The organism is Streptomyces sp. NBC_00461 (assembly GCF_036013935.1).
In the GTDB taxonomy this organism is placed as follows: Bacteria; Actinomycetota; Actinomycetes; order Streptomycetales; family Streptomycetaceae; genus Streptomyces.
In genome coordinates, this window is record NZ_CP107902.1 from 7,348,579 (window position 1) to 7,366,424 (window position 17,846).

Consider the following 17,846-nt stretch of genomic DNA (forward strand, 5'->3'; position numbering starts at 1 on the left):
GGCGGCGTCACCGAGGCGGGAATCAAGGAGGGAATCCACGTCCATGACAGCCCCGAAAGCCCATGCGGTCCCGGCATCACCGACCCGGATGCGCCCCTGGCGGTTCGTGGTGTGGTTCGGCACGGTCAGCCTGCTCGCGGACTTCGTGTACGAGGGTGCCCGCTCGATCACCGGACCACTGCTCGCCTCGCTGGGCGCGTCGGCCCTGGTGGTGGGCGTGGTCACCGGCGCCGGAGAGGCGGCGGCGCTCGGACTGCGGCTGGTCTCGGGGCCGTTGGCGGACCGCACCCGGCGCTTCTGGGGGCTGGCGATCGCCGGATACGCGCTGACAGTGATCTCCGTACCCCTCCTGGGCGTCGTAGGAGCCCTGTGGGCGGCCTGCGCGCTGGTGATCGCCGAAAGGGTCGGCAAGGCGGTCCGCTCACCCGCGAAGGACACCCTGCTGTCGCATGCCACGGCAGTGACCGGGCGGGGGCGCGGCTTCGCCGTGCACGAGGCGATGGACCAGGTCGGCGCACTCATCGGCCCGCTCGTCGTGGCCGGCATGCTCGCGCTGACCGGCGGCGACTACGGACCGGCCCTCGGGGTGCTCGCCGCCCCGGGCGTAGCGGTACTTGGGCTGCTGGTCTGGCTGCGGGCGCGCGTGCCCGATCCGGAGGCGTACGAGCGGGAGGCAACCCCTCCCGCGAACGCACCCGCGCCCGACGGCCGCCTGCCGCGCGCGTTCTGGACGTACGCGACGTTCACCGCCGCCACCACCGCAGGCTTCACCACCTTCGGCCTGCTCTCCTACCACCTCGTCCAGCGCCACCTCATGACGACGGCATGGGTGCCGGTGCTGTACGCCGCCGCCATGGCCGTCGACGCCCTCGCCGCACTGGCGACCGGCTGGCTGTACGACCGTGTCGGGCCGCGGGTGCTGGTCGCCCTGCCGGTGCTGACCGCCGCCGTCCCGATGCTGGCGTTCACGAACACGGTGGCGGTGGCCGTGGTCGGCTCCCTGGTATGGGGCGCGGCCATGGGCATCCAGGAGTCCACGTTGCGCGCCACGGTCGCCGACCTCGTGCCGTCAGGGCGGCGCGCGACGGCCTATGGCATCTTCGCGGGGGTGGTCGGCGCGGCGAGTCTGGTGGGCGGCGCCGTGACCGGCGCCCTGTACGGCGTGTCGATCCCGGCCCTGATCGGCGTGGTCGTGACCGCGCAGGTGCTGGCCCTCGTCCTGCTGGCGGTCAGCGGGACCGGACGGCGGCGTCAGCGCGGGGACTCGATCGCGTAAAGGACACCGATGTTTACATTGTGATGCACGTCACGATTAGGTGTCGGAACTCTGGGCCTCGTGCGGCCGACTCCTGGAGCGATATGGCTTCAACCGCTGTATTTCGTACGACGGTTCGATGCGACCAGGAAGGTCGAGCATGGCCGAGTTCCGACAGTCGTCCCCCCTTGCCGGAGAGGTTCCCCGCAGGCTGCTGCCCCCGCCGGCGCTCTGCGGCTTCCTGCTGCTGCTCGTCCTGATCTTCTCGGTGGCGTACGCCGTCGGATCGGCCGTGGGACCTGTGGCGCCCGGCATCCACGGCACCGGGAACTCGGGGAGCGGGAGCGGGAGCGGCGGTGGCGGTGGCAGTGGCGGTGGCGTGGAGGACATGCCGGGGATGCACGGGAGTGGTCAGTGATGGCGGGCGAACCGGTGGCGAGCCTGGTGGTCACGGACATCACCGTCGCCGGGATGACCTGTGCGGCGTGCGTGCGGCGGGTGGAGAAGAAACTCGCCAAGCTGGAGGGCGTCACGGCGACCGTGAACCTGGCCACCGGGCTCGCCCGGGTCAGTCATCCGGAGAGCCTTCCGCAGGACGAACTCGTCGCCGCGGTCGAGCAGGCCGGCTACCAGGCGGCACTGCCCGCGCCGCCCTCCCGTGAGGGCGAGGGGGAAGCGGACGCCGGCACAGACGGGTCCGAGGCCACGGCCCGGCAGGAACGCGAACGGCTCCTGGTCACCGCCATCCTCGCCGTACCGGTCCTGGTGCTGTCCATGGTGCCGGCCCTGCAGTTCCGCAACTGGCAGTGGCTGTGCTTCGCACTGGCCGCCCCGGTGGCGGTGTGGAGTGCCTGGCCCTTCCACGAGCGAGCGGTACGGGGGCTGCGCCACTCCACCGCCACCATGGACACCCTCGTCTCGCTGGGCGTCGTGGCGTCCTTCTCCTGGTCGGCGTACGCGCTGTTCCTCGGGGGAGCGGGCGAACCCGGAATGCGGATGCCGTTCAGTCTCCTGCCGTCCGGGTCGGACGGAACGGCGCACGTCTATCTGGAAGCCGCGGTGAGTGTGCCGCTGTTCGTGCTGACCGGGCGGTTCTTCGAGGCGCGGGCCCGCCGGGGGACCGGAGCGGCTCTGTGGTCGCTGGCGGAGCTGGGGGCGAAGGAGGTGTCCGTCCGCGACGAGCGCGGTGAACGCTCTGTCCCCATCGAGCAGTTGCGGGTGGGACAGGTCTTCGTCGTGCGTCCGGGGGAGCGGGTCGCCACCGACGGGCGGGTGACGGAGGGCAGTTCCGCCGTGGACCTGTCCCTGGTCACCGGGGAGAGCGAGCCCGTCGAGGTGAGCCCCGGCTCGGCGCTGGTCGGCGGGGCAGTCAACGCCGGCGGGCTGCTTCTCGTACGGGCCACGGCGGTTGGTGCGGACACCCAGCTGGCGCGGATCACCCGGCTGGTGACGGAGGCTCAGGCAGGCAAGGCGCGGGCGCAGCGGCTGGCCGACGCGGTGGCCGGGGTGTTCGTGCCCGCCGTGCTGTCCATCGCGGTGACCGTCCTCGGGTTCTGGCTCGGTGCCGGGGCCGACCCGCAGGCGGCGCTCACCGCCTGTGTCGCCGTGCTCGTCGTGGCCTGCCCCTGCGCCCTGGGACTCGCCACCCCGACCGCCCTCATGGCCGCCACCGGGCGCGGGGCACAGCTGGGCGTGCTGGTGAGCGGGCCGCAGACGCTGGAGGCACTCCAGCACGTGGACACCGTCGTACTGGACAAGACCGGCACCCTGACCTCCGGCCATATGACCGTCGCTCAGGTGACCGTGGTGCCCGGTGAGTTGGGCCAGGACGAGCTGTTGCGGCTGGCCGGGGCGGTGGAGCAGGGGTCCGAGCACCCGCTCGGGCGGGCGATCACGGCGCACGCACGCCGCTCACCGTCCGCCGAACCGCTGCCCGCCGTGCGGGACTTCGTGGCCACGCCCGGGCTGGGCGTCAAGGGCCGTGTGGAGGGGCAGGCAGTCGAAGTGGCCGCGCCGGACGGCGAGTTGCCGCCCGTGTTGGCCAAGGCGCTGACCGCGGCGGAAAACGCCGCGCACACGCCTGTCCTCGTACGCGTGGACGGCCGGGCCGAGGCCCTGATCGCGATCGGTGACCTCGTGCGGCCCGGCAGCTACCGGGCCGTGCACCGACTGCGCCGGCTCGGTGTCCGCCCGGTGCTCGCCACCGGCGACCGCGAGGCTCCCGCGCGGGCCGTGGCCGATGCCCTCGGCATCGAGGAGGTGCACGCCCGGTGCTCCCCGGAGGAGAAAGCCGCCCTGGTACGCCGGTTGAGGGAGGAGGGCTGCCGGGTCGCGGTCGTCGGCGACGGTGTGAACGACGCCGCCGCGCTCGCCGGGGCCGATCTGGGCATCGCCATGGGCAGCGGTACGGACGTGGCCATCGGGGCGGCCGACCTGACTCTCGTGCGCGGGGACATCGAGGCGCTCGCCGACGCCGTCCGGCTGGCCCGGCGCACCCTCGGCACGATCCGCGCCAACCTGGTGTGGGCCTTCGGCTACAACGTCGTCACCGTGCCGCTCGCCATGGTCGGGCTGCTCAACCCCATGGTCGCCGCCGCCGCGATGTCCGCCAGTTCCGTGCTGGTGGTGTGCAACAGCCTGCGGCTGCGCGCCTGGCAGCCCTCGCCCGTACGTGGGACCCGTTCCGGACCGGCAGGTGTCCGATGAGGAAGATCCTCGCCCCGATGTCGTCCCGGATCGGCGACCGACGGCGGCTGAGGGACACCGCGCTCGCCGCCCTCGTGCCGGTCGCCGCGTGCAGCGTGGCCCTGGCGGGTCTGACCGCTTGGACAGGAACCGGCAGGGCCGGCACCCCGCCGCGCATACGCGTGACCGAGGGGCGCGTCCTGCTGCCCTCCGCCGGAATCCCGGAGACGGCGGCCTTCTTCCGCGTCGCCAACGAGGGCGGCTCGCCCGACCGCCTCATACGGGTCACCTCGCCCGACACCCTCGGCGGCATCACGCTCTCCCGGCACCGTATGAACGAGGGGAACGGGGCCTACCGCGACTCGGTCGGCTCCGTCGCCGTTCCGGCGGGAGGCAACCTCGCCATGTCACCGACCGGAGTGGACCTGACGGTCTCCGCGCCCTCGGGGCAGTGGCGTCCGGGCGACCTCGTCTCCTTCACCCTGGAGTTCCGGCGCAGTGGCAGGGTCAAAGTGCTCGCCGTCGTGGTGCGTCCCAAAGACGCGTTCAGGAGCCGTCTCGTGGCAGTAGTCGTCCCGGCTGCCCGTCGAGTTCCCGGCCGCATCATGTGACATGAGTCACCGTCATTTCGCTGAGTCCGGCGCCCGGTGCGCGCCCGTACCCTCTGATGACGATCAGACGCCGGGTGCAAAGATGGGCGCGCTATGACTGTCGGAGGGTGGTGCCGCACTCTGCGGGCCGGTGTGTTCGCCGCCGCCTGCGTACTGCTGGCCGCCCTCGGCCACGTGACGATGTCCGGGACTCCCGTCCCCTGGTGGACCATGGCCGTCGGCACCGGGGCAAGCGGCATGGCCGGCTGGTTCCTGGCCGGCCGTGAGCGCGGGCGGACGCTGATCGTCACCGTTGTGGTCGCCGCCCAGGCGGTGCTCCACGAGACGTTCTCGCTGGGCCGGACCCTGATGCCCGGGACAACACCGAACCTTGGTGTCGCATCGGCCGCCATGCCGGGCATGCCCGGCATGGGCACGGGTTCCTCGGATGCCGCATCCATGAGCGGCATGGACATGGGCGTCGTGACGCACATGGCGCCCGGCTCGGGCGGCATGGGCGACGGCGCCTCGTTCGGCATGGTGGCCGCCCACCTCCTCGCGGCGGTCCTGTGCGGGCTGTGGCTCGCCCTTGGCGAGCGCGCCGTGTTCCGCATCCTGCGGGCCGCGGCAGCCCGGCTGGCCGCGCCCTTGAGGATGCTGCTGGCGCTACCCGTACCCGCCGGCCGCCCGCCTGCGCGCAGGCGCCGTATCGCCGAGCACCGGTCGTCGCCGGCCCGCTTCCTTCTCTGCTGCTCCGTCACCTCCCGGGGACCGCCCCTGGGTGCCGCTGTCGTCTGAGACAGCCGGATCGACCGGGGCTCACCCCACTTTTCGCCATGCCGCGCTCGCGCGCGGATCCTCCCAGGGCCACACACCTCTTCGTGCGGGCCGATGGGCGGGCGACGAGCCCCGGGCATTCACCGTACCCACCGCGTACGGCCGCACCCATGTGCCGGAGAGCCGCGCCCCATTGCGTGGGCGTCGGCTCCGGATGATCCGAGAAGGACATCACGTGATCACTACTGTCCTGCCTGCTCCCCGCCGGGCGGAGCGCGCGGCGGCGGACGCCTCCGCCACCGCCTGGGCACTGGCCGCCGGCAGGGGCGACCCCCACGCGGCCGAGCACTTCGTCCGCGCGCTCCACGCCGACGTACTGCGCTATGTCGCCTATCTGAGTGGCGACCCCCAGATCGCCGACGACCTGGCCCAGGACACGTTCCTGCGGGCCCTCGACAGCCTGCCGCGCTTCCAGGGGCAGGCCTCGGCCCGCACCTGGCTGCTGTCCATCGCCCGCCGCGCGGTGGCCGACAGCTTCCGCAGGGCCGCGGTCCGGCCCCGGTTGGCCGACCGGCACGACTGGCAGTCGGCGATGGAACGTTCCCAGCCCTGCGGACTGCCGGGCTTCGACGACGGCATCGCGCTCCTCGACCTGCTGGAGACGCTGCCGGACGAACGCCGCGAGGCGTTCGTGCTGACCCAGGTGGTGGGACTGTCCTACGACGAGGCGGCCGGTTTCATCGGCTGCCCCATCGGCACCGTCCGCTCCAGGGTGGCCCGCGCCCGGGCCACCCTGGAGAGCCTGCTGCTGGAAGCCGAGAGTCAGGCCGCCAGAGCGGCTTGATGTGAGGGTCGGCGCCTGCCGGGGGCGCCGACCGACCATCACCCGAATGGAACTCATGGGCCGCCTGCCCGCCTGCCTGCCTGTCTTGCCGCCTGCACCCCGCCTCAACTGGCAATGCCCGTAAAAGAATTGGGAACTGCCGGGAACTCAGGGCCACCACGTCTCGACTACTGCGACAGAGCTTCCAGCCCAATGCGCAGCACATCCCGTACGCACGGAGCCCGCATGTCGATGAACCGGCCGGTCGCCATCGTCCTGGCCGCGGCCCGCTGTCTGCTCACGGCGGCATGCGGTGCCTCCTCGGCCGACGACAAGGCGAGCGCGACGACGACCGAGGCCGCCGCGTCGAAGACCGGTCACCCGGTGGCTCTGGAGAACTGCGGCCAGAAGACGACGTTCAAGCGGGCTCCCAGCCGGGTCGTCCCATGAACGGCGCTTCCGTCGCCGAGGTCTCCACACTCCTCGCCCTCGGTCGGGCCGCCCTGGTCGGCGCCGCCATCGCCGTGTCGGGCGCGGTCCTGCAGACGGTGGTGTCCAACCCACTGGCCGACCCCACCGTGCTGGGCTTCTCCTACGGCGCCACGCTCGGCGCGGTGCTCGTCATCACTCTGGGCGGCGGTGCCGCGGCTGCCGGGCTCGGCAGTGGCAAGTCAACCCTGTTGCGGGCCGTCTACCGCTCGCTGCGCCCGGCGGAGGGGGTCGTCAGGGTCGGCGACGACGACGTCCGGACGCTGTCCGCCCGCGCCGCGGCCCGCCGCACCGCGGCGGTCCTCCAGGACGCCGGCGGCAACACCACCGGCCTGACCGTCACCGAGATCGTCGCGCTGGGGCCGCGCCCCGCATCACGGCCTGCTGGGGCGCGACGGCGCCGAGGACCACCGGGCGGTGGAGGAGGCCATCGACCACTGCGGCGTACGGCCGTACGCGGACCGCGAATACGCCTCCATCTCCGGCGGCGAACGCCAACGCGTCCTGTTGGCAAGGGCGTTGGCGCAGAGCACCCAGCTCCTCGTCCTGGACGAGCTCACCAACCACCTCGACATCCGCGCCCGGTTCGAACTCCTGGACCTGATCCGTGCCACCGGGATCACCACGCTGGCGGTGCTGCACCACCTCGACCTGGCCGCCCGGCTCTGCGACCCCTTTGTCGTCCTGCACGAGGGAGCGGTGGTGGCCGCGGGGCCGGTCCTGGAGGTGCTGACCCCGGAGATCCTCAGGGACGTCTTCGGCGTACGGGCGACCGCCGAGCGGCACGCCGACGGCGTCGTCCGCATCACCTACAGGGCCCAGCCGCTCGCCCACGACCGCACCATCGCCGACGAGGACCTCAGGCGGCCGTGACAGTCACTCCGTCACTCCACCACCCCTTGCGTGGTGCGGTGAACAAATGACGCCTCCTCAGGATGTCGTCGAAGCAATGGCTCTGGTTCCCGTGAGCCGCGGTGGAACGGAAGCACCGGGGGTGAACGGGCGCATGGCACCGCAGGCCCGGGCCCCTGCCGCCCTGCGCGCGGGCGGGTCGCTCCGCGCGCCCGAGGGTATGCCCAGGCCAGTACCCCGGCCCCGGGCGCTCGACATGCCTCCGGCCGCCCGACCTCCCCGCCTCCCGTTTCCTGCTTCCCGAAGGGCAGTACATGATGAGCGACATCACCGGTCTGGAACCGCTGGCGACCTTCTGCGGTGACTGCGACTGCGGCTGTCCGCAGCTCTTCGTCGACCCGAGCGCGCCCGCCGAGCGCCGCGTCCTGCTCACCGACGACTTCGGCCAGCGCGTCCAGATGAGCGCCGACCAGTTCGCCTCGCTGGTGGAGGAGGCGAAGGCGGGCAAGCTGGACGGCGTGGCCGGCACCTGACCGATGGCACGCAGGGGCCACTTGCCGGGAGAGAGGGAGATCACTCCAGGTGGTGCGGTATTGGCCAGGTTCGCGGCACACGGTACCGTCGGTCTGATATCGACGACGGCAAGACGGAAGCCGGTGAGAGTCCGGCACGGTCGCGCCACTGTGTGCCGCCGCCCCGCAGGGGGTGGTGGCGAGTCAGACCCGTAGCCGTCGTCATGTGCACCACCGAGATGGGACGCGAGCTCCCGAGGAGGCCCTGCCATGGCGCAGCATGTCGCCCAGCCGACAGTCACCACCCCCGTCGTACCCGCCAAGCTGCCGCTGAAGGACATAGCCCCCTGGGCCGTCTTCGTCGGCGTCCTGATGCTGGTCCTGCTCTACTTCGTCGGCGCCGAACAGGGCGCCACCTCCGTGTTCAGCGGCACGGACGTCCATGAGTGGGTACACGATGCCCGTCACCTGCTCGGCTTCCCCTGCCACTGATACGAGGGACGCCGCACACCCATGAACTCCACAACGGTAAGAAACCTCCTCGTGCGGGGCATGCTCGCCGGCCTGGCCGCCGGCGTGCTCGCCCTCGTCGCCGCCTATCTGCTCGGTGAACCGTATGTAGACAAGGCGATCGGCTTCGAGGAGGCGCACTCCCACGAGCACGAGATGGAAGTCGTCTCCCGCTCCCTGCAGTCAACCGCCGGTCTCGCCACCGGCGTTCTGCTCTACGGGGTCGCGTTCGGTGGCATCGCCGCGCTCGCCTACTGCTTCGCGCTCGGCCGCGTCGGCCGCTTCTCGCCGCGGGCGACCGCACTGCTGCTGTCCGGCTGCGCGCTGCTGGCGGTGTACGTGGTGCCGTTCCTGAAGTACCCGGCCAATCCGCCGTCGGTCGGCGAGCCCGACACCATCGGCAGGCGGACCACCCTGTACTTCCTGATGATGCTGCTCAGCGTGCTCCTTGCGATCGCAGCCACCATCCTCGGCAAGCGACTCCAGCCGAACCTGGGCACCTGGTGGGCGACGGTGGTCGCGGTTGCCGCGTTCGCCGTCGTGATCGGCCTGGCGTACGAGTTCCTGCCCGTCATCAACGAGGTGCCGAAGGACTTCCCGGCCACCGTGCTGTGGCGGTTCCGACTCGCCGCCCTGGCCATCCAGGCCACCCTCTGGGGCAGCTTCGGACTCGTCTTCGGCGAGCTGGCCGAGCGGTTGCTGAACCCGAAGCCCGTGTCGGCGGCCGCGAAGGCGACGGTCGCCGCTCCCAGCTGACCACGAATCGAACAGGTGAGAGGGCCCCCGCGGAACCATCCGGGGGCCCTCTCGCGTTCCCCCGGCCCCGCCGTATCACCCTGGGCGGCCGTGAGGCGATCGCCCTGACCGTGGCGGAGTACGAGCAACTCATCGTCGGCCGACGGCAGATCGGCGGCCAGAGCGCCGAGCTGCCCGCCTACGAGGCGTTTCTGAGCCAGCGGGTCATGACCATCCCCCGGATCAGGAACGTCACCTCGCACTTCACGATGAAGACCGTCAAGCCGGGCCCGGGCTCATGAGCGAGCGACCGGCCCGCAGGCAAACGACGTCCGGGCCGGCCCCTGTGGGCCGGCCCGGACGTCTTGGTCAGGCAGGTCTGACGGTCGGACGGATCGGACCGTCAGACGGGTCGGACCGTCAGACGAGGTCGAAGCGGTCCGCGTTCGAGACCTTGACCCACGCGTCGACGAAGTCCTTCACGAACTTCTCCTTCGCGTCGTCGGCCGCGTAGACCTCGGCGACCGCGCGCAGCTCGGAGTTCGAGCCGAAGACGAGGTCGGCGCGGGTGCCGGTCCACTTGACCTCGCCGGTCGCGTCGTCGCGGCCCTCGAAGGTGTTCTGGTCCTCGGAGGTGGACTTCCACGTCGTGCCCAGGTCGAGCAGGTTGACGAAGAAGTCGTTCGTCAGCTTGCCCGGGGTGTCGGTGAAGACGCCGTACGAGGTCTGCTGGTGGTTGGCGCCCAGGACGCGCAGGCCGCCGACGAGGACGGTCAGCTCGGGAGCGCTCAGGCCCAGCAGGTTCGCCCGGTCGAGCAGCAGGTACTCGGCCGGCAGGCGGTTGCCCTTGCCCAGGTAGTTGCGGAAGCCGTCGGCGGTGGGCTCAAGGGCGGCGAAGGACTCCGCGTCGGTGTGCTCCTCCGTGGCGTCCACACGACCCGGGGTGAAGGGCACCTCGATGTCGTGACCGGCGTCCTTGGCGGCCTTCTCCACGGCGGCGGCGCCACCCAGGACGATCAGGTCGGCCAGGGAGACCTTCTTGGCGCCGGAGTTGAACTCCGACTGGATGCCCTCAAGGACACGCAGCACCTGCGCCAGCTCGTCGGGCTCGTTGACGTCCCAGCCGGCCTGCGGCTGCAGACGGATACGGGCGCCGTTGGCACCGCCGCGCTTGTCGCTGTTGCGGAACGTCGAGGCCGACGCCCACGCGGTGGAGACCAGCTGGGAGACGGTCAGAGGCGAGTCGAGCAGCTTGGCCTTGAGGGACGCCACGTCGGCGGCGTCGATCGGCTCGCCCTGGGCCTCGGGCAGCGGGTCCTGCCACAGCAGGGTCTCCGCCGGGACCTCCGGGCCGAGGTACAGCGACTTCGGACCCATGTCACGGTGGGTCAGCTTGTACCAGGCACGGGCGAAGGCGTCCGCGAACTCCGCGGGGTTCTCGTAGAAGCGACGCGAGATCGGCTCGTAGACCGGGTCGAAGCGCAGCGACAGGTCGGTCGTGAGCATCGTCGGGAGCTTCTTCTTCGACGCGTCGTGCGCGTCGGGGATGATCGCCTCGGCGTCCTTCGCCACCCACTGGTTGGCCCCGGCCGGGCTCTGCGTGAGCTCGTACTCGTACTCGAAGAGGTTCTTGAAGAAGCCGTTGCCCCACTGGGTCGGCGTCGCCGTCCAGGTGACCTCAAGGCCACTGGTGATCGCGTCGCCGCCCTTGCCGCTGCCGTACGTGCTCGCCCAGCCCAGGCCCTGCGCCTCGATCGGGGCGGCCTCGGGGTCCGCGCCGACGCTCTCGGCCGGGCCGGCGCCGTGGGTCTTGCCGAAGGTGTGGCCACCGGCGATGAGGGCGACGGTCTCCTCGTCGTTCATCGCCATCCGGTGGAAGGTCTCACGGATGTCGCGGGCCGCGGCGTTCGGGTCCGGGTTGCCGTTCGGGCCCTCCGGGTTGACGTAGATGAGGCCCATCTGGACCGCGCCGAGCGGGTTCTCCAGCTCACGGTCGCCGGTGTAGCGCTGGTCGTCCAGCCAGACCTTCTCGGGGCCCCAGTACACGTCCTCCTCGGACTCCCACACGTCCGCGCGGCCGCCGGCGAAGCCGAAGGTGTCGAAGCCCATCGACTCCAGGGCGACGTTGCCGGTGAGGATCATGAGGTCGGCCCAGGACAGGCTCTTGCCGTACTTCTTCTTGACGGGCCACAGCAGACGGCGGGCCTTGTCGAGGTTGCCGTTGTCCGGCCAGCTGTTCAGGGGGGCGAAGCGCTGCTGGCCGGCGCCGGCGCCGCCGCGGCCGTCGCTGATGCGGTAGGTGCCCGCGCTGTGCCAGGCCATACGGATCATGAAGGGGCCGTAGTGACCGAAGTCGGCCGGCCACCAGTCCTTGGAATCCGTCAGCACCTCGGCGATGTCCTGCTTGACCGCTGCCAGGTCGAGGCTCTGGAACGCCGCGGCGTAGTCGAAGTCCTCACCGAGCGGGTTGGCCACGGCCGGGTTCTTGGCAAGGATCTTCAGGTTGAGCCTCTCCGGCCACCACTGGCGGTTGCCGCCGCCCTGGGTGGGGTGAAGGGCACGGTCGTGCGCCACCGGGCACTTCGCTTCGGCGGCGTCGTTCTTCTCGGACATGGGGATCCTTCCGGGGGGTTGGTGCTCAGGCCGTGCGAGCGGTGGAACAGTCGGGGCACAGGCCCCAGTAGATGACCTCGGCCTCGTCGATCGAGAAGCCGCGGTCGTCCGACGCGGTGAGACAGGGGGCGTGACCGACCGCGCAGTCGACGTCGAAGACGGCACCGCACGACCGGCACACGAGGTGGTGGTGGTTGTCGCCGACCCTTCCCTCGAAACGTGCCGGGCTGCCGGGCGGCTCGATTCGGCGTACGAGGCCTGCCGTGGTCAGCGCGTGGAGCGCCTCGTACACGGCTTGAAGGGATATGTGGCCCACCCGGTCGCGTACGCCCGAGGCGATCGCCTCGACACCGAGGTGGTCACCCTCGCGGACGGTCTCCAGCAGTGCGACGCGTGCGGCCGTCACCCGCAGACCGACACCGCGCAGCTCGTCGGCGGTGGTCGGGGCCTGGGGTGAAGTCATGGCACCCAACCTACCCGCACAAACACGAATGGTTCAAGAAAACGAACGGTACAGGTTTGGTGACCGCGTGATGGCTCCCCGGGGAATCCCCGCAGATCAAGGGGTTCGCACCACAGTTCAAGGGGTTCGCACCACTGTTCACGCCTACGGGTGAATCAGGGAATGGATGTCCGGTCCGCGGCGGTGCGGTGCGGTGTGCTGGTCAGGACGTGCCGTGACAGGACGGGACGAAGGGGGAGCGGATCCGTGGATGTCCTCGTGCTGTGTGCCTGGCTGCTGACCGCGGGCCTGGGCGGCTATCTCGCCCTGGTGTGGATCCGGCACGGCGGCCTGCGGCAGCGCACGCCGGGCGTGACGCGGCTGCCGCTGTGGCTCGTCGTCGGGCATGTCGTGCTGGCCGTCACCGGCCTGGCCTGCTGGACGGCCTATCTCGCGGGCGCCGTGCGGGGCACGGCCTGGGCTGCCTGCGCGGTGGTGCTGGTGGTCGCTGCGTTCGGGTTCATGATGCTGCTGCGCTGGCTGCCCAGCTCGGGCCGGCACTCCCGCGGCGGCAGAACCGCCGAGCGTCACTTTCCGCTCACCGCGGTCGTCGCCCACGGGATGAGCGCGGGCGCCACCGTGCTTCTGGTCGTTCTGGTGGTCATGGGACAGGTGTGAGTCGGCTGGGTCTGCGGTCTTCGCTCCGTGGCCGTGAGTCAGCTGGTCCCGGGATCTTCGCTCCGTGGCCGTGAGTCAGTTGGTCCCGGGATCTTCGCTCCGGGGCGCGGCCGAGCGGGAGCCGACGAGCAGCAGGCACAGTACGGCGACGCCGGCGACCACGCCCGTCAGGAGCAGCAGCGGATCGAGAGGGCGGGCGGCGGAGACGTTTGCGCTCCGGGTGTCCGGTGCGGGCTGGGCTGCCGCGGACGGGGCGGGGGAGGACGTTCCCTCCGACGCCGCGGGGGCGGCGGCTTCCCTGGTCGCGGGCTTGGACGGGTCCATGGTCATCGGCGGCATCGCCGATGCGGACCGCCTCGTCGGTGGCGCCGCGGGGTCCGGGGCCGGGTGGTGGTGGACCGGCGCGTGCGTGGTGGGGGCGGCGGCCGGCTCGACGACGAGCTGGGCGGTCATGCCCGGGTGCACCGTACAGAGGTAGCCGTACGTGCCCGCGGCCGTGAACGTGTGGCTCCAGCTGCCGCCCTTGTTCAGCATCGGGGAGTGGATCGGGGCGGGGCCGGACGTGGTCTTCACGTCATGGGGCGCCTGGTCCTGGTTGCTCCAGGTGACGGTGTCCCCGGCGGTGATGGTCAGCGAGCGGGGCGCGAACGCGTAGCCCGACATGACGACCTGGTGCGTGGTGGCCGCCTGCGCCGCCGGGGCGGGCAGCACGGTGACGGGGCCGGCCACGAAGACGGCGGCCAGCAGGATGCGCGGAACGGTCAGGCGGGGCATGTGAACTCCGCGGCGACGAGCAGCCGGATGCCGGCTGCGGGGCGGGTGCGGGGCAGGGTGAGGCCGGTCGTACGGCGCAGGGCGCGGTACGGAAGCCGGAGGGTGCCGAGGAGCAGAAGCCGGCCGGCGGTGCGCTCGACGACGCGGAAGCCGAGGACGGCCGTCGCCGGGTCGCCGGCCAGGGCGAGTTCGCCGGGGACGTGCAGCCGGGTGGCCTCGTCCGTGGGCGTGAGGCTCGAGCTGACGAACGTGAGCGTTCTGCCGTTCAGCGGCCGCCCGGCCAGCTCCAGGCTCAGCACGCAGTCGTCGGGGTCGGGCGCCACGGTGAGGCTCGCGTCCAGGGCGGTGAGCCGGCGCCGCAGGGTGGTCAACGGGCCCAGGCGCGCGCTCAGTTCGACGATGCAGCGGTCCGGGGCGGCGGAGTAGGTGCCGGGGTCGGGCAGCCAGTCGGGGCCCGGGAGGGGCGGTGGGACAGTGGCTGTGGGAAGTGTCTCGGTGGTCATCTCGGCACCTCTGTGGGCGAACGGAGTGACGGATGGGGAGAATGAAGGGGCGGCGGGCCGGCCGACTGCGACTCGGCCGGCCCGCCGCGTCCTGCTGAAGGGGGTCAGCAGGAGTTGGTGACGTAGTTCTCCGTGGGGGCGAGCAGGTGCTCGGCCCAGACGGTGTGCATCTTCACGTAGGCGTCCGGGTTGAGGATGTCCGTGATCTGCTGGCCCAGCGGCTCCTCCAGGTGGGCGGAGTTGATGTGCTGGAGCAGCACACTGAGCGTGTCGTCCGAGACGCTCCCGGCGCCGTTCACCGCGGGCGTGAGGATCGACTCCAGCCATACGGTGTGCATCTTGATGTAGCTGTCGAGCTGGAGCGCGTCCTGGACCTGCTGGCCCGGGGACTGCTCCAGATGCGCCTTGTTGATGTGCTGCAGGATCGGCAGCAGCACCTGCTGGAAGCTGACGCACTGCTCGCCGCCGCCGTCACCTCCTCCGCTGCTGCCGCCGGAGCCGCTGCCCCCGGACGTCGAACCGCCCGTGCTGCCCCCGGTCGAACCGCCCGTCGAACCACCGGTCGAGCCGCCCGTGGAGCCGCCCGTCGAGCCGCCGGTGGAGCCCCCGGTCGAACCGCCGCCGGAACCACCGGAGCTGCCCCCGCTGCTGTCGGGGACCACGGTGATCGAGGCCGTCATGTCCGGGTGAACCGCGCAGTAGTACTCGTACGTACCGGCCTTGGTGAACGTGTACGACCAGCTGTCGCCCTTCTGCAGCGAGCCGGAGTCGAACTTGGCGGGGCCGCTGGTGGTGGTGACCGTGTGCGGAGCGGTGTCCTCGTTGACCCACTTCACGGTCTGGCCGACCTTCACGGTCAGCTTCGGCTGGGCGAACTTGTAGTCCTTGATCTCGATGGTGTAGTCCGCCGCGGCGGCCTTGGTGGACGTCTGGCCCATGTCCGCCATCGAGTGCGCCTCGGCCGCGGGCTGGGCGGTCTGCGTGGTCGCGGCCCCGGCGGACGCCTGGAGCAGGCCGAGGCCGACGGCGGCCGCGAGACCCGCGCCCATACCGGTGGCCAGCAGCACCCGGTTGCCCACCTGGGAGCGCCGGTGGCGCGGAGGTGCGGTGGTTTCTTCAGTGTGCATGTAGGTGCGTCTCCCTTGTGAGGTTCCCTGTCGGGCGACAGGGGTGGGACAGGCGCCGGTCAGCGGCCTGGGGCCGAGGTGACCAGCAGACTCGTCGCGGCCAGCACGACGAGGACGAGCCCCGTCTCCGCCGCGACCGAGTGGACGAAGGGCCGTACGGTGGCGCGGTCGCCGCGCAGCAGTACGGCGATGTCGAGCCGCGTCCTCACCCAGCCGCGGCTGCGCTGAGCGATCGCCAGCACCAGGGCCAGTACGGCGAGTTTGAGCAGCAGCAGCCGCCCGTACCCGGTGTCGACCAGGGCGTCGAAGGACCCGACGACCTGCCAGGTCAGCACCGCTCCGGCCGCCACGATCGCGGCCACCGAGACCCCGGCCAGCGTGGAGTAGCCGGACACCACGGCCGACAGCTCCTCGGGCCGGCGCCGGGGCAGCACCCCGAACAGCAGCAGCATCAGCCCGCCCAGCCACAGCGAGACGCCGAGCAGATGGACCAGGTCGGCCACCTCGCCCCAACCGGGGTGCGTACCCTCGGAGTTGTGGCCGGTCATGCTCGTCGTACGCAGCAGACCGACCGTCACCGCCAGCGCGCCGACCCGCCAGCCGGGCGACCGTGCCGTGCGGTTCCCGCCTTGCAGGACGGCGGCCAGCACGATGGCGGCGAGCACCCACATCAGCACCCGGCAGGCGGCCACGACGCCGACCTCGGTGCCCGACAGGCCGGTGTAGGTGGCCCGTCGGAACACATCGCCGAGGGTGCCCGTCGCGCCGTACGCGCTCTGCAGCCCCGGCGTCACCAGGCTCGCCGCGAGACCGGCGGCCCAGGAGAGCGTGAGGATGCGGCGGGTACGGCGGTCCCCGGCGCCCTGCGGCCACAGCAGTGCCACGAAGGCCAGACCGCCGACGTACAGGGCGAGGGTGAGGTAGCCGACCCAGCGGGCGGTGATCCAGGCCGTGTGCACCGTCTCGGACGGCTGTGGCACCGGCGGCGCGGCGGCGTCGGTGGCCGAGGCCTGCGCGGTGAGGCGGAAGGAGAGCACCCCTGACGTGGTGTGCCCGTCCTCCATGTCAAGGACCTGCCAATTCAAGGTGAGGTGGTCCTGGCCGGAGGTCTTGGGGACGATGACGTGGACGGCCTTGGCGTCGGCGCCGCGGGTCAAGGTCAGCGGCTTGCCCGCAGCCTTGATGTGGACGTCGTCCGGATCCACCGGCTCACTGAAGACCAGGTTCACGGTCGCCGGGGTGTGCGTGAGCAGGGTGTCGTTCTTCGGGGCCGAGGACTCCAGCTCCGTGTGCGCCGACGCGGGCGGCGCGGCGAGCAGCAGGGTCGCGAGGGCGGCCAGGACCGCGACGAGCAGGGACGGTGCGCGGCGTCTCACGGCAGCACCTCCGGTATCACCGAGGGCGAGGCGGCCACGCCGACGCAGATCGACGAGAGGGGCCGCTGGGGGGTGTCCGCGGACGGTGCGGGAGAGGGTGACGGGCTCGCGGAGGACCCGCCGAGCAGGCCGCCCAGCAGCCCGGTCACTGGAGCGGCCACGCCGTTCAACAGCGGCTTCACGAGGCTGACTTCACCCTCGTCGCAGCTGTCCGAGGCGGAGGGAGAGGGGGAGGGGGCCGGCATGGACGAGGGCAGGGGAGAGGCTCCCGCCGGTCCGCCCCCCGTTCCACCCATTCCGCCCGGACCGTGATCGTGGCCGCCGTTTTCCCCGCCCGTCGACGAGCCGCCGTCGGAAATGGGAATTCCGGCGCCGCTTTCTCCCGCCCAGTAACCGCCCGCCGAGCCGGATCCGTAATTCCCGGCCGATGTGTCGGGCGGACCGGTCTCCGAACGGGACGTGGGCTGACGGGGCGTCGGTGAGGCACCGGAGGCCGGTGGCGATGCGGTGTCGACGGTCGTTGTGCCCGGGGCTCCGATGCCCGAGGCGTATCCGAGGACGACGACGACGGCCGCGACGAGCGCGCCCGCGACGATCTCGTCGCGATGGTCTCCTGGCCAGGATGCCCTGGCGAAGAAGGACATGGTCCCTCCTGACGCTGTGCGTGAACGGCGGTGACCAGGAGTGGACCGGCGGGACGATTCCCGTCCGCTACGCGTCAGTTAATCGGTCGTTTCGTTGCCTCATATTCGACAGGGGGTGGGTTGTGAGAACGGACGTCGCCGCATCAATGCGCGTATTGCGTTCCGTGAAGAAAACGAAGGGAACGTGAATTCGAACGCGCAGGGCATTTCTTCTTCACCGAACCACCCTGAATGCATATGCCTCAGCTGTCGGTGTGCAGCTCGACGCAGCACGTGTCCGGCCGCCCCCGGCCCCGGCGGGGCGTCCCGCTGCCCGCGGGCGCCCCAGCACCCATCCCGATCCCCCCTCTCACACCGGCCGCCCCACCCCTGTGCGCCCGGTGTAACTCCTGATGACCGGCTCAGGAGACACCCGTGTAATGGGCATTTCGTACGGTCACGGAAGCTCGACCCGCACGGGA

The 17,846-nt window shown here is 71.5% G+C and carries 19 protein-coding genes, 1 pseudogene and 1 riboswitch; of the genes and pseudogenes, 13 read left to right on the plus strand and 7 right to left on the minus strand.

What is annotated here, in order from left to right; all coding sequences use genetic code 11:
• Nucleotides 1–43: 43 nt before the first annotated feature.
• The 12 genes and pseudogenes from OG870_RS34270 (at nucleotide 44) to OG870_RS34325 (ending at nucleotide 9,530) form a co-directional block, all read left to right on the plus strand.
• Complete coding sequence (locus OG870_RS34270; protein WP_327691798.1) at nucleotides 44–1,276, plus strand: MFS transporter; 1,233 nt, start codon at nucleotides 44–46, stop codon at nucleotides 1,274–1,276.
• A gap of 139 nt (nucleotides 1,277–1,415) precedes the next feature.
• Nucleotides 1,416–1,673 carry a hypothetical protein gene (locus OG870_RS34275; RefSeq protein ID WP_327691799.1) on the plus strand — a complete coding sequence of 86 codons (258 nt, stop codon included), beginning with the start codon at nucleotides 1,416–1,418 and terminating at the stop codon, nucleotides 1,671–1,673.
• Nucleotides 1,673–3,961, plus strand: a complete 2,289-nt coding sequence (locus OG870_RS34280) for a heavy metal translocating P-type ATPase (RefSeq protein ID WP_327691800.1) — start codon at nucleotides 1,673–1,675, stop codon at nucleotides 3,959–3,961. The genes OG870_RS34275 and OG870_RS34280 overlap by 1 nt, the downstream gene beginning before the upstream one ends.
• The gene (locus tag OG870_RS34285; protein WP_327691801.1) at nucleotides 3,958–4,551 is read left to right on the plus strand and encodes a copper chaperone PCu(A)C; all 594 of its coding nucleotides are present in this window, start codon (nucleotides 3,958–3,960) and stop codon (nucleotides 4,549–4,551) included. The genes OG870_RS34280 and OG870_RS34285 overlap by 4 nt, the downstream gene beginning before the upstream one ends.
• A 93-nt stretch (nucleotides 4,552–4,644) precedes the next feature.
• A complete protein-coding gene (locus tag OG870_RS34290) occupies nucleotides 4,645–5,328 on the plus strand; it encodes a hypothetical protein (RefSeq protein WP_327691802.1) in 684 nt (227 codons plus the stop codon).
• 214 nt (nucleotides 5,329–5,542) lie between these two features.
• Nucleotides 5,543–6,151 carry a sigma-70 family RNA polymerase sigma factor gene (locus tag OG870_RS34295; protein WP_266590530.1) on the plus strand — a complete coding sequence of 203 codons (609 nt, stop codon included), beginning with the start codon at nucleotides 5,543–5,545 and terminating at the stop codon, nucleotides 6,149–6,151.
• A 225-nt stretch (nucleotides 6,152–6,376) separates the two neighbouring features.
• Nucleotides 6,377–6,580 carry a hypothetical protein gene (locus OG870_RS34300; protein ID WP_323179457.1) on the plus strand — a complete coding sequence of 68 codons (204 nt, stop codon included), beginning with the start codon at nucleotides 6,377–6,379 and terminating at the stop codon, nucleotides 6,578–6,580.
• 47 nt (nucleotides 6,581–6,627) lie between these two features.
• Nucleotides 6,628–7,492: pseudogene (locus tag OG870_RS34305) on the plus strand (iron chelate uptake ABC transporter family permease subunit); the annotation flags it as partial.
• 296 nt (nucleotides 7,493–7,788) lie between these two features.
• On the plus strand, nucleotides 7,789–8,004 hold the full coding sequence (locus tag OG870_RS34310; protein ID WP_266523810.1) for a hypothetical protein: 216 nt from the start codon (nucleotides 7,789–7,791) through the stop codon (nucleotides 8,002–8,004).
• A 63-nt stretch (nucleotides 8,005–8,067) separates the two neighbouring features.
• Nucleotides 8,068–8,219, plus strand: a riboswitch (cobalamin riboswitch).
• Nucleotides 8,220–8,253: 34 nt separating this feature from the next.
• The gene (locus OG870_RS34315; protein ID WP_266522724.1) at nucleotides 8,254–8,475 is read left to right on the plus strand and encodes a CbtB domain-containing protein; all 222 of its coding nucleotides are present in this window, start codon (nucleotides 8,254–8,256) and stop codon (nucleotides 8,473–8,475) included.
• Nucleotides 8,476–8,496: 21 nt separating this feature from the next.
• The gene (locus OG870_RS34320; RefSeq protein ID WP_266590534.1) at nucleotides 8,497–9,249 is read left to right on the plus strand and encodes a CbtA family protein; all 753 of its coding nucleotides are present in this window, start codon (nucleotides 8,497–8,499) and stop codon (nucleotides 9,247–9,249) included.
• 110 nt (nucleotides 9,250–9,359) lie between these two features.
• Nucleotides 9,360–9,530, plus strand: coding sequence for a hypothetical protein (locus OG870_RS34325; protein ID WP_327691803.1), 171 nt, complete (start codon nucleotides 9,360–9,362; stop codon nucleotides 9,528–9,530).
• Between the two features lie 118 nt (nucleotides 9,531–9,648).
• On the opposite strand, the gene katG is transcribed toward OG870_RS34325, so the two are convergent.
• Both katG and OG870_RS34335 read right to left on the minus strand, forming a co-directional pair.
• Complete coding sequence (gene katG / locus OG870_RS34330) at nucleotides 9,649–11,841, minus strand: catalase/peroxidase HPI (RefSeq protein ID WP_327691804.1); 2,193 nt, start codon at nucleotides 11,839–11,841, stop codon at nucleotides 9,649–9,651.
• A 25-nt stretch (nucleotides 11,842–11,866) separates the two neighbouring features.
• Complete coding sequence (locus OG870_RS34335) at nucleotides 11,867–12,304, minus strand: Fur family transcriptional regulator (protein ID WP_266522731.1); 438 nt, start codon at nucleotides 12,302–12,304, stop codon at nucleotides 11,867–11,869.
• Between the two features lie 246 nt (nucleotides 12,305–12,550).
• Here OG870_RS34335 and OG870_RS34340 point away from each other — a divergent pair, with 246 nt between their 5' ends.
• Complete coding sequence (locus tag OG870_RS34340) at nucleotides 12,551–12,961, plus strand: hypothetical protein (protein ID WP_266522733.1); 411 nt, start codon at nucleotides 12,551–12,553, stop codon at nucleotides 12,959–12,961.
• 75 nt (nucleotides 12,962–13,036) lie between these two features.
• On the opposite strand, the gene OG870_RS34345 is transcribed toward OG870_RS34340, so the two are convergent.
• From OG870_RS34345 to OG870_RS34365, 5 genes are all read right to left on the minus strand, one after another.
• On the minus strand, nucleotides 13,037–13,735 hold the full coding sequence (locus tag OG870_RS34345) for a cupredoxin domain-containing protein (RefSeq protein ID WP_266590540.1): 699 nt from the start codon (nucleotides 13,733–13,735) through the stop codon (nucleotides 13,037–13,039).
• Nucleotides 13,723–14,238: a hypothetical protein gene (locus OG870_RS34350; RefSeq protein WP_266590542.1), complete on the minus strand. Its 516-nt coding sequence runs from the start codon at nucleotides 14,236–14,238 to the stop codon at nucleotides 13,723–13,725. The genes OG870_RS34345 and OG870_RS34350 overlap by 13 nt, the downstream gene beginning before the upstream one ends.
• A gap of 104 nt (nucleotides 14,239–14,342) precedes the next feature.
• The gene (locus OG870_RS34355; RefSeq protein WP_327691805.1) at nucleotides 14,343–15,365 is read right to left on the minus strand and encodes a plastocyanin/azurin family copper-binding protein; all 1,023 of its coding nucleotides are present in this window, start codon (nucleotides 15,363–15,365) and stop codon (nucleotides 14,343–14,345) included.
• 59 nt (nucleotides 15,366–15,424) lie between these two features.
• Complete coding sequence (locus OG870_RS34360) at nucleotides 15,425–16,741, minus strand: copper resistance CopC/CopD family protein (RefSeq protein ID WP_327691806.1); 1,317 nt, start codon at nucleotides 16,739–16,741, stop codon at nucleotides 15,425–15,427.
• The gene (locus OG870_RS34365; protein WP_266522742.1) at nucleotides 16,738–17,385 is read right to left on the minus strand and encodes a hypothetical protein; all 648 of its coding nucleotides are present in this window, start codon (nucleotides 17,383–17,385) and stop codon (nucleotides 16,738–16,740) included. Before OG870_RS34365 ends, OG870_RS34360 begins: the two co-directional genes overlap by 4 nt.
• Nucleotides 17,386–17,846: the final 461 nt, after the last annotated feature.

Excerpts from the sequence above, each read along its gene's own strand:
- katG (WP_327691804.1), bottom strand. The coding sequence starts at position 11,841 with ATGTCCGAGAAGAACGACGCCGCCGAAGCGAAGTGCCCGGTGGCGCAC.
- OG870_RS34275 (WP_327691799.1), top strand. The coding sequence starts at position 1,416 with ATGGCCGAGTTCCGACAGTCGTCCCCCCTTGCCGGAGAGGTTCCCCGC.
- OG870_RS34350 (WP_266590542.1), bottom strand. The coding sequence starts at position 14,238 with ATGACCACCGAGACACTTCCCACAGCCACTGTCCCACCGCCCCTCCCG.
- OG870_RS34270 (WP_327691798.1), top strand. The coding sequence starts at position 44 with ATGACAGCCCCGAAAGCCCATGCGGTCCCGGCATCACCGACCCGGATG.
- OG870_RS34345 (WP_266590540.1), bottom strand. The coding sequence starts at position 13,735 with ATGCCCCGCCTGACCGTTCCGCGCATCCTGCTGGCCGCCGTCTTCGTG.
- OG870_RS34320 (WP_266590534.1), top strand. The coding sequence starts at position 8,497 with ATGAACTCCACAACGGTAAGAAACCTCCTCGTGCGGGGCATGCTCGCC.
- OG870_RS34290 (WP_327691802.1), top strand. The coding sequence starts at position 4,645 with ATGACTGTCGGAGGGTGGTGCCGCACTCTGCGGGCCGGTGTGTTCGCC.
- OG870_RS34355 (WP_327691805.1), bottom strand. The coding sequence starts at position 15,365 with ATGCACACTGAAGAAACCACCGCACCTCCGCGCCACCGGCGCTCCCAG.
- OG870_RS34335 (WP_266522731.1), bottom strand. The coding sequence starts at position 12,304 with ATGACTTCACCCCAGGCCCCGACCACCGCCGACGAGCTGCGCGGTGTC.
- OG870_RS34300 (WP_323179457.1), top strand. The coding sequence starts at position 6,377 with ATGTCGATGAACCGGCCGGTCGCCATCGTCCTGGCCGCGGCCCGCTGT.
- OG870_RS34365 (WP_266522742.1), bottom strand. The coding sequence starts at position 17,385 with ATGTCCTTCTTCGCCAGGGCATCCTGGCCAGGAGACCATCGCGACGAG.
- OG870_RS34285 (WP_327691801.1), top strand. The coding sequence starts at position 3,958 with ATGAGGAAGATCCTCGCCCCGATGTCGTCCCGGATCGGCGACCGACGG.
- OG870_RS34310 (WP_266523810.1), top strand. The coding sequence starts at position 7,789 with ATGAGCGACATCACCGGTCTGGAACCGCTGGCGACCTTCTGCGGTGAC.
- OG870_RS34315 (WP_266522724.1), top strand. The coding sequence starts at position 8,254 with ATGGCGCAGCATGTCGCCCAGCCGACAGTCACCACCCCCGTCGTACCC.
- OG870_RS34280 (WP_327691800.1), top strand. The coding sequence starts at position 1,673 with ATGGCGGGCGAACCGGTGGCGAGCCTGGTGGTCACGGACATCACCGTC.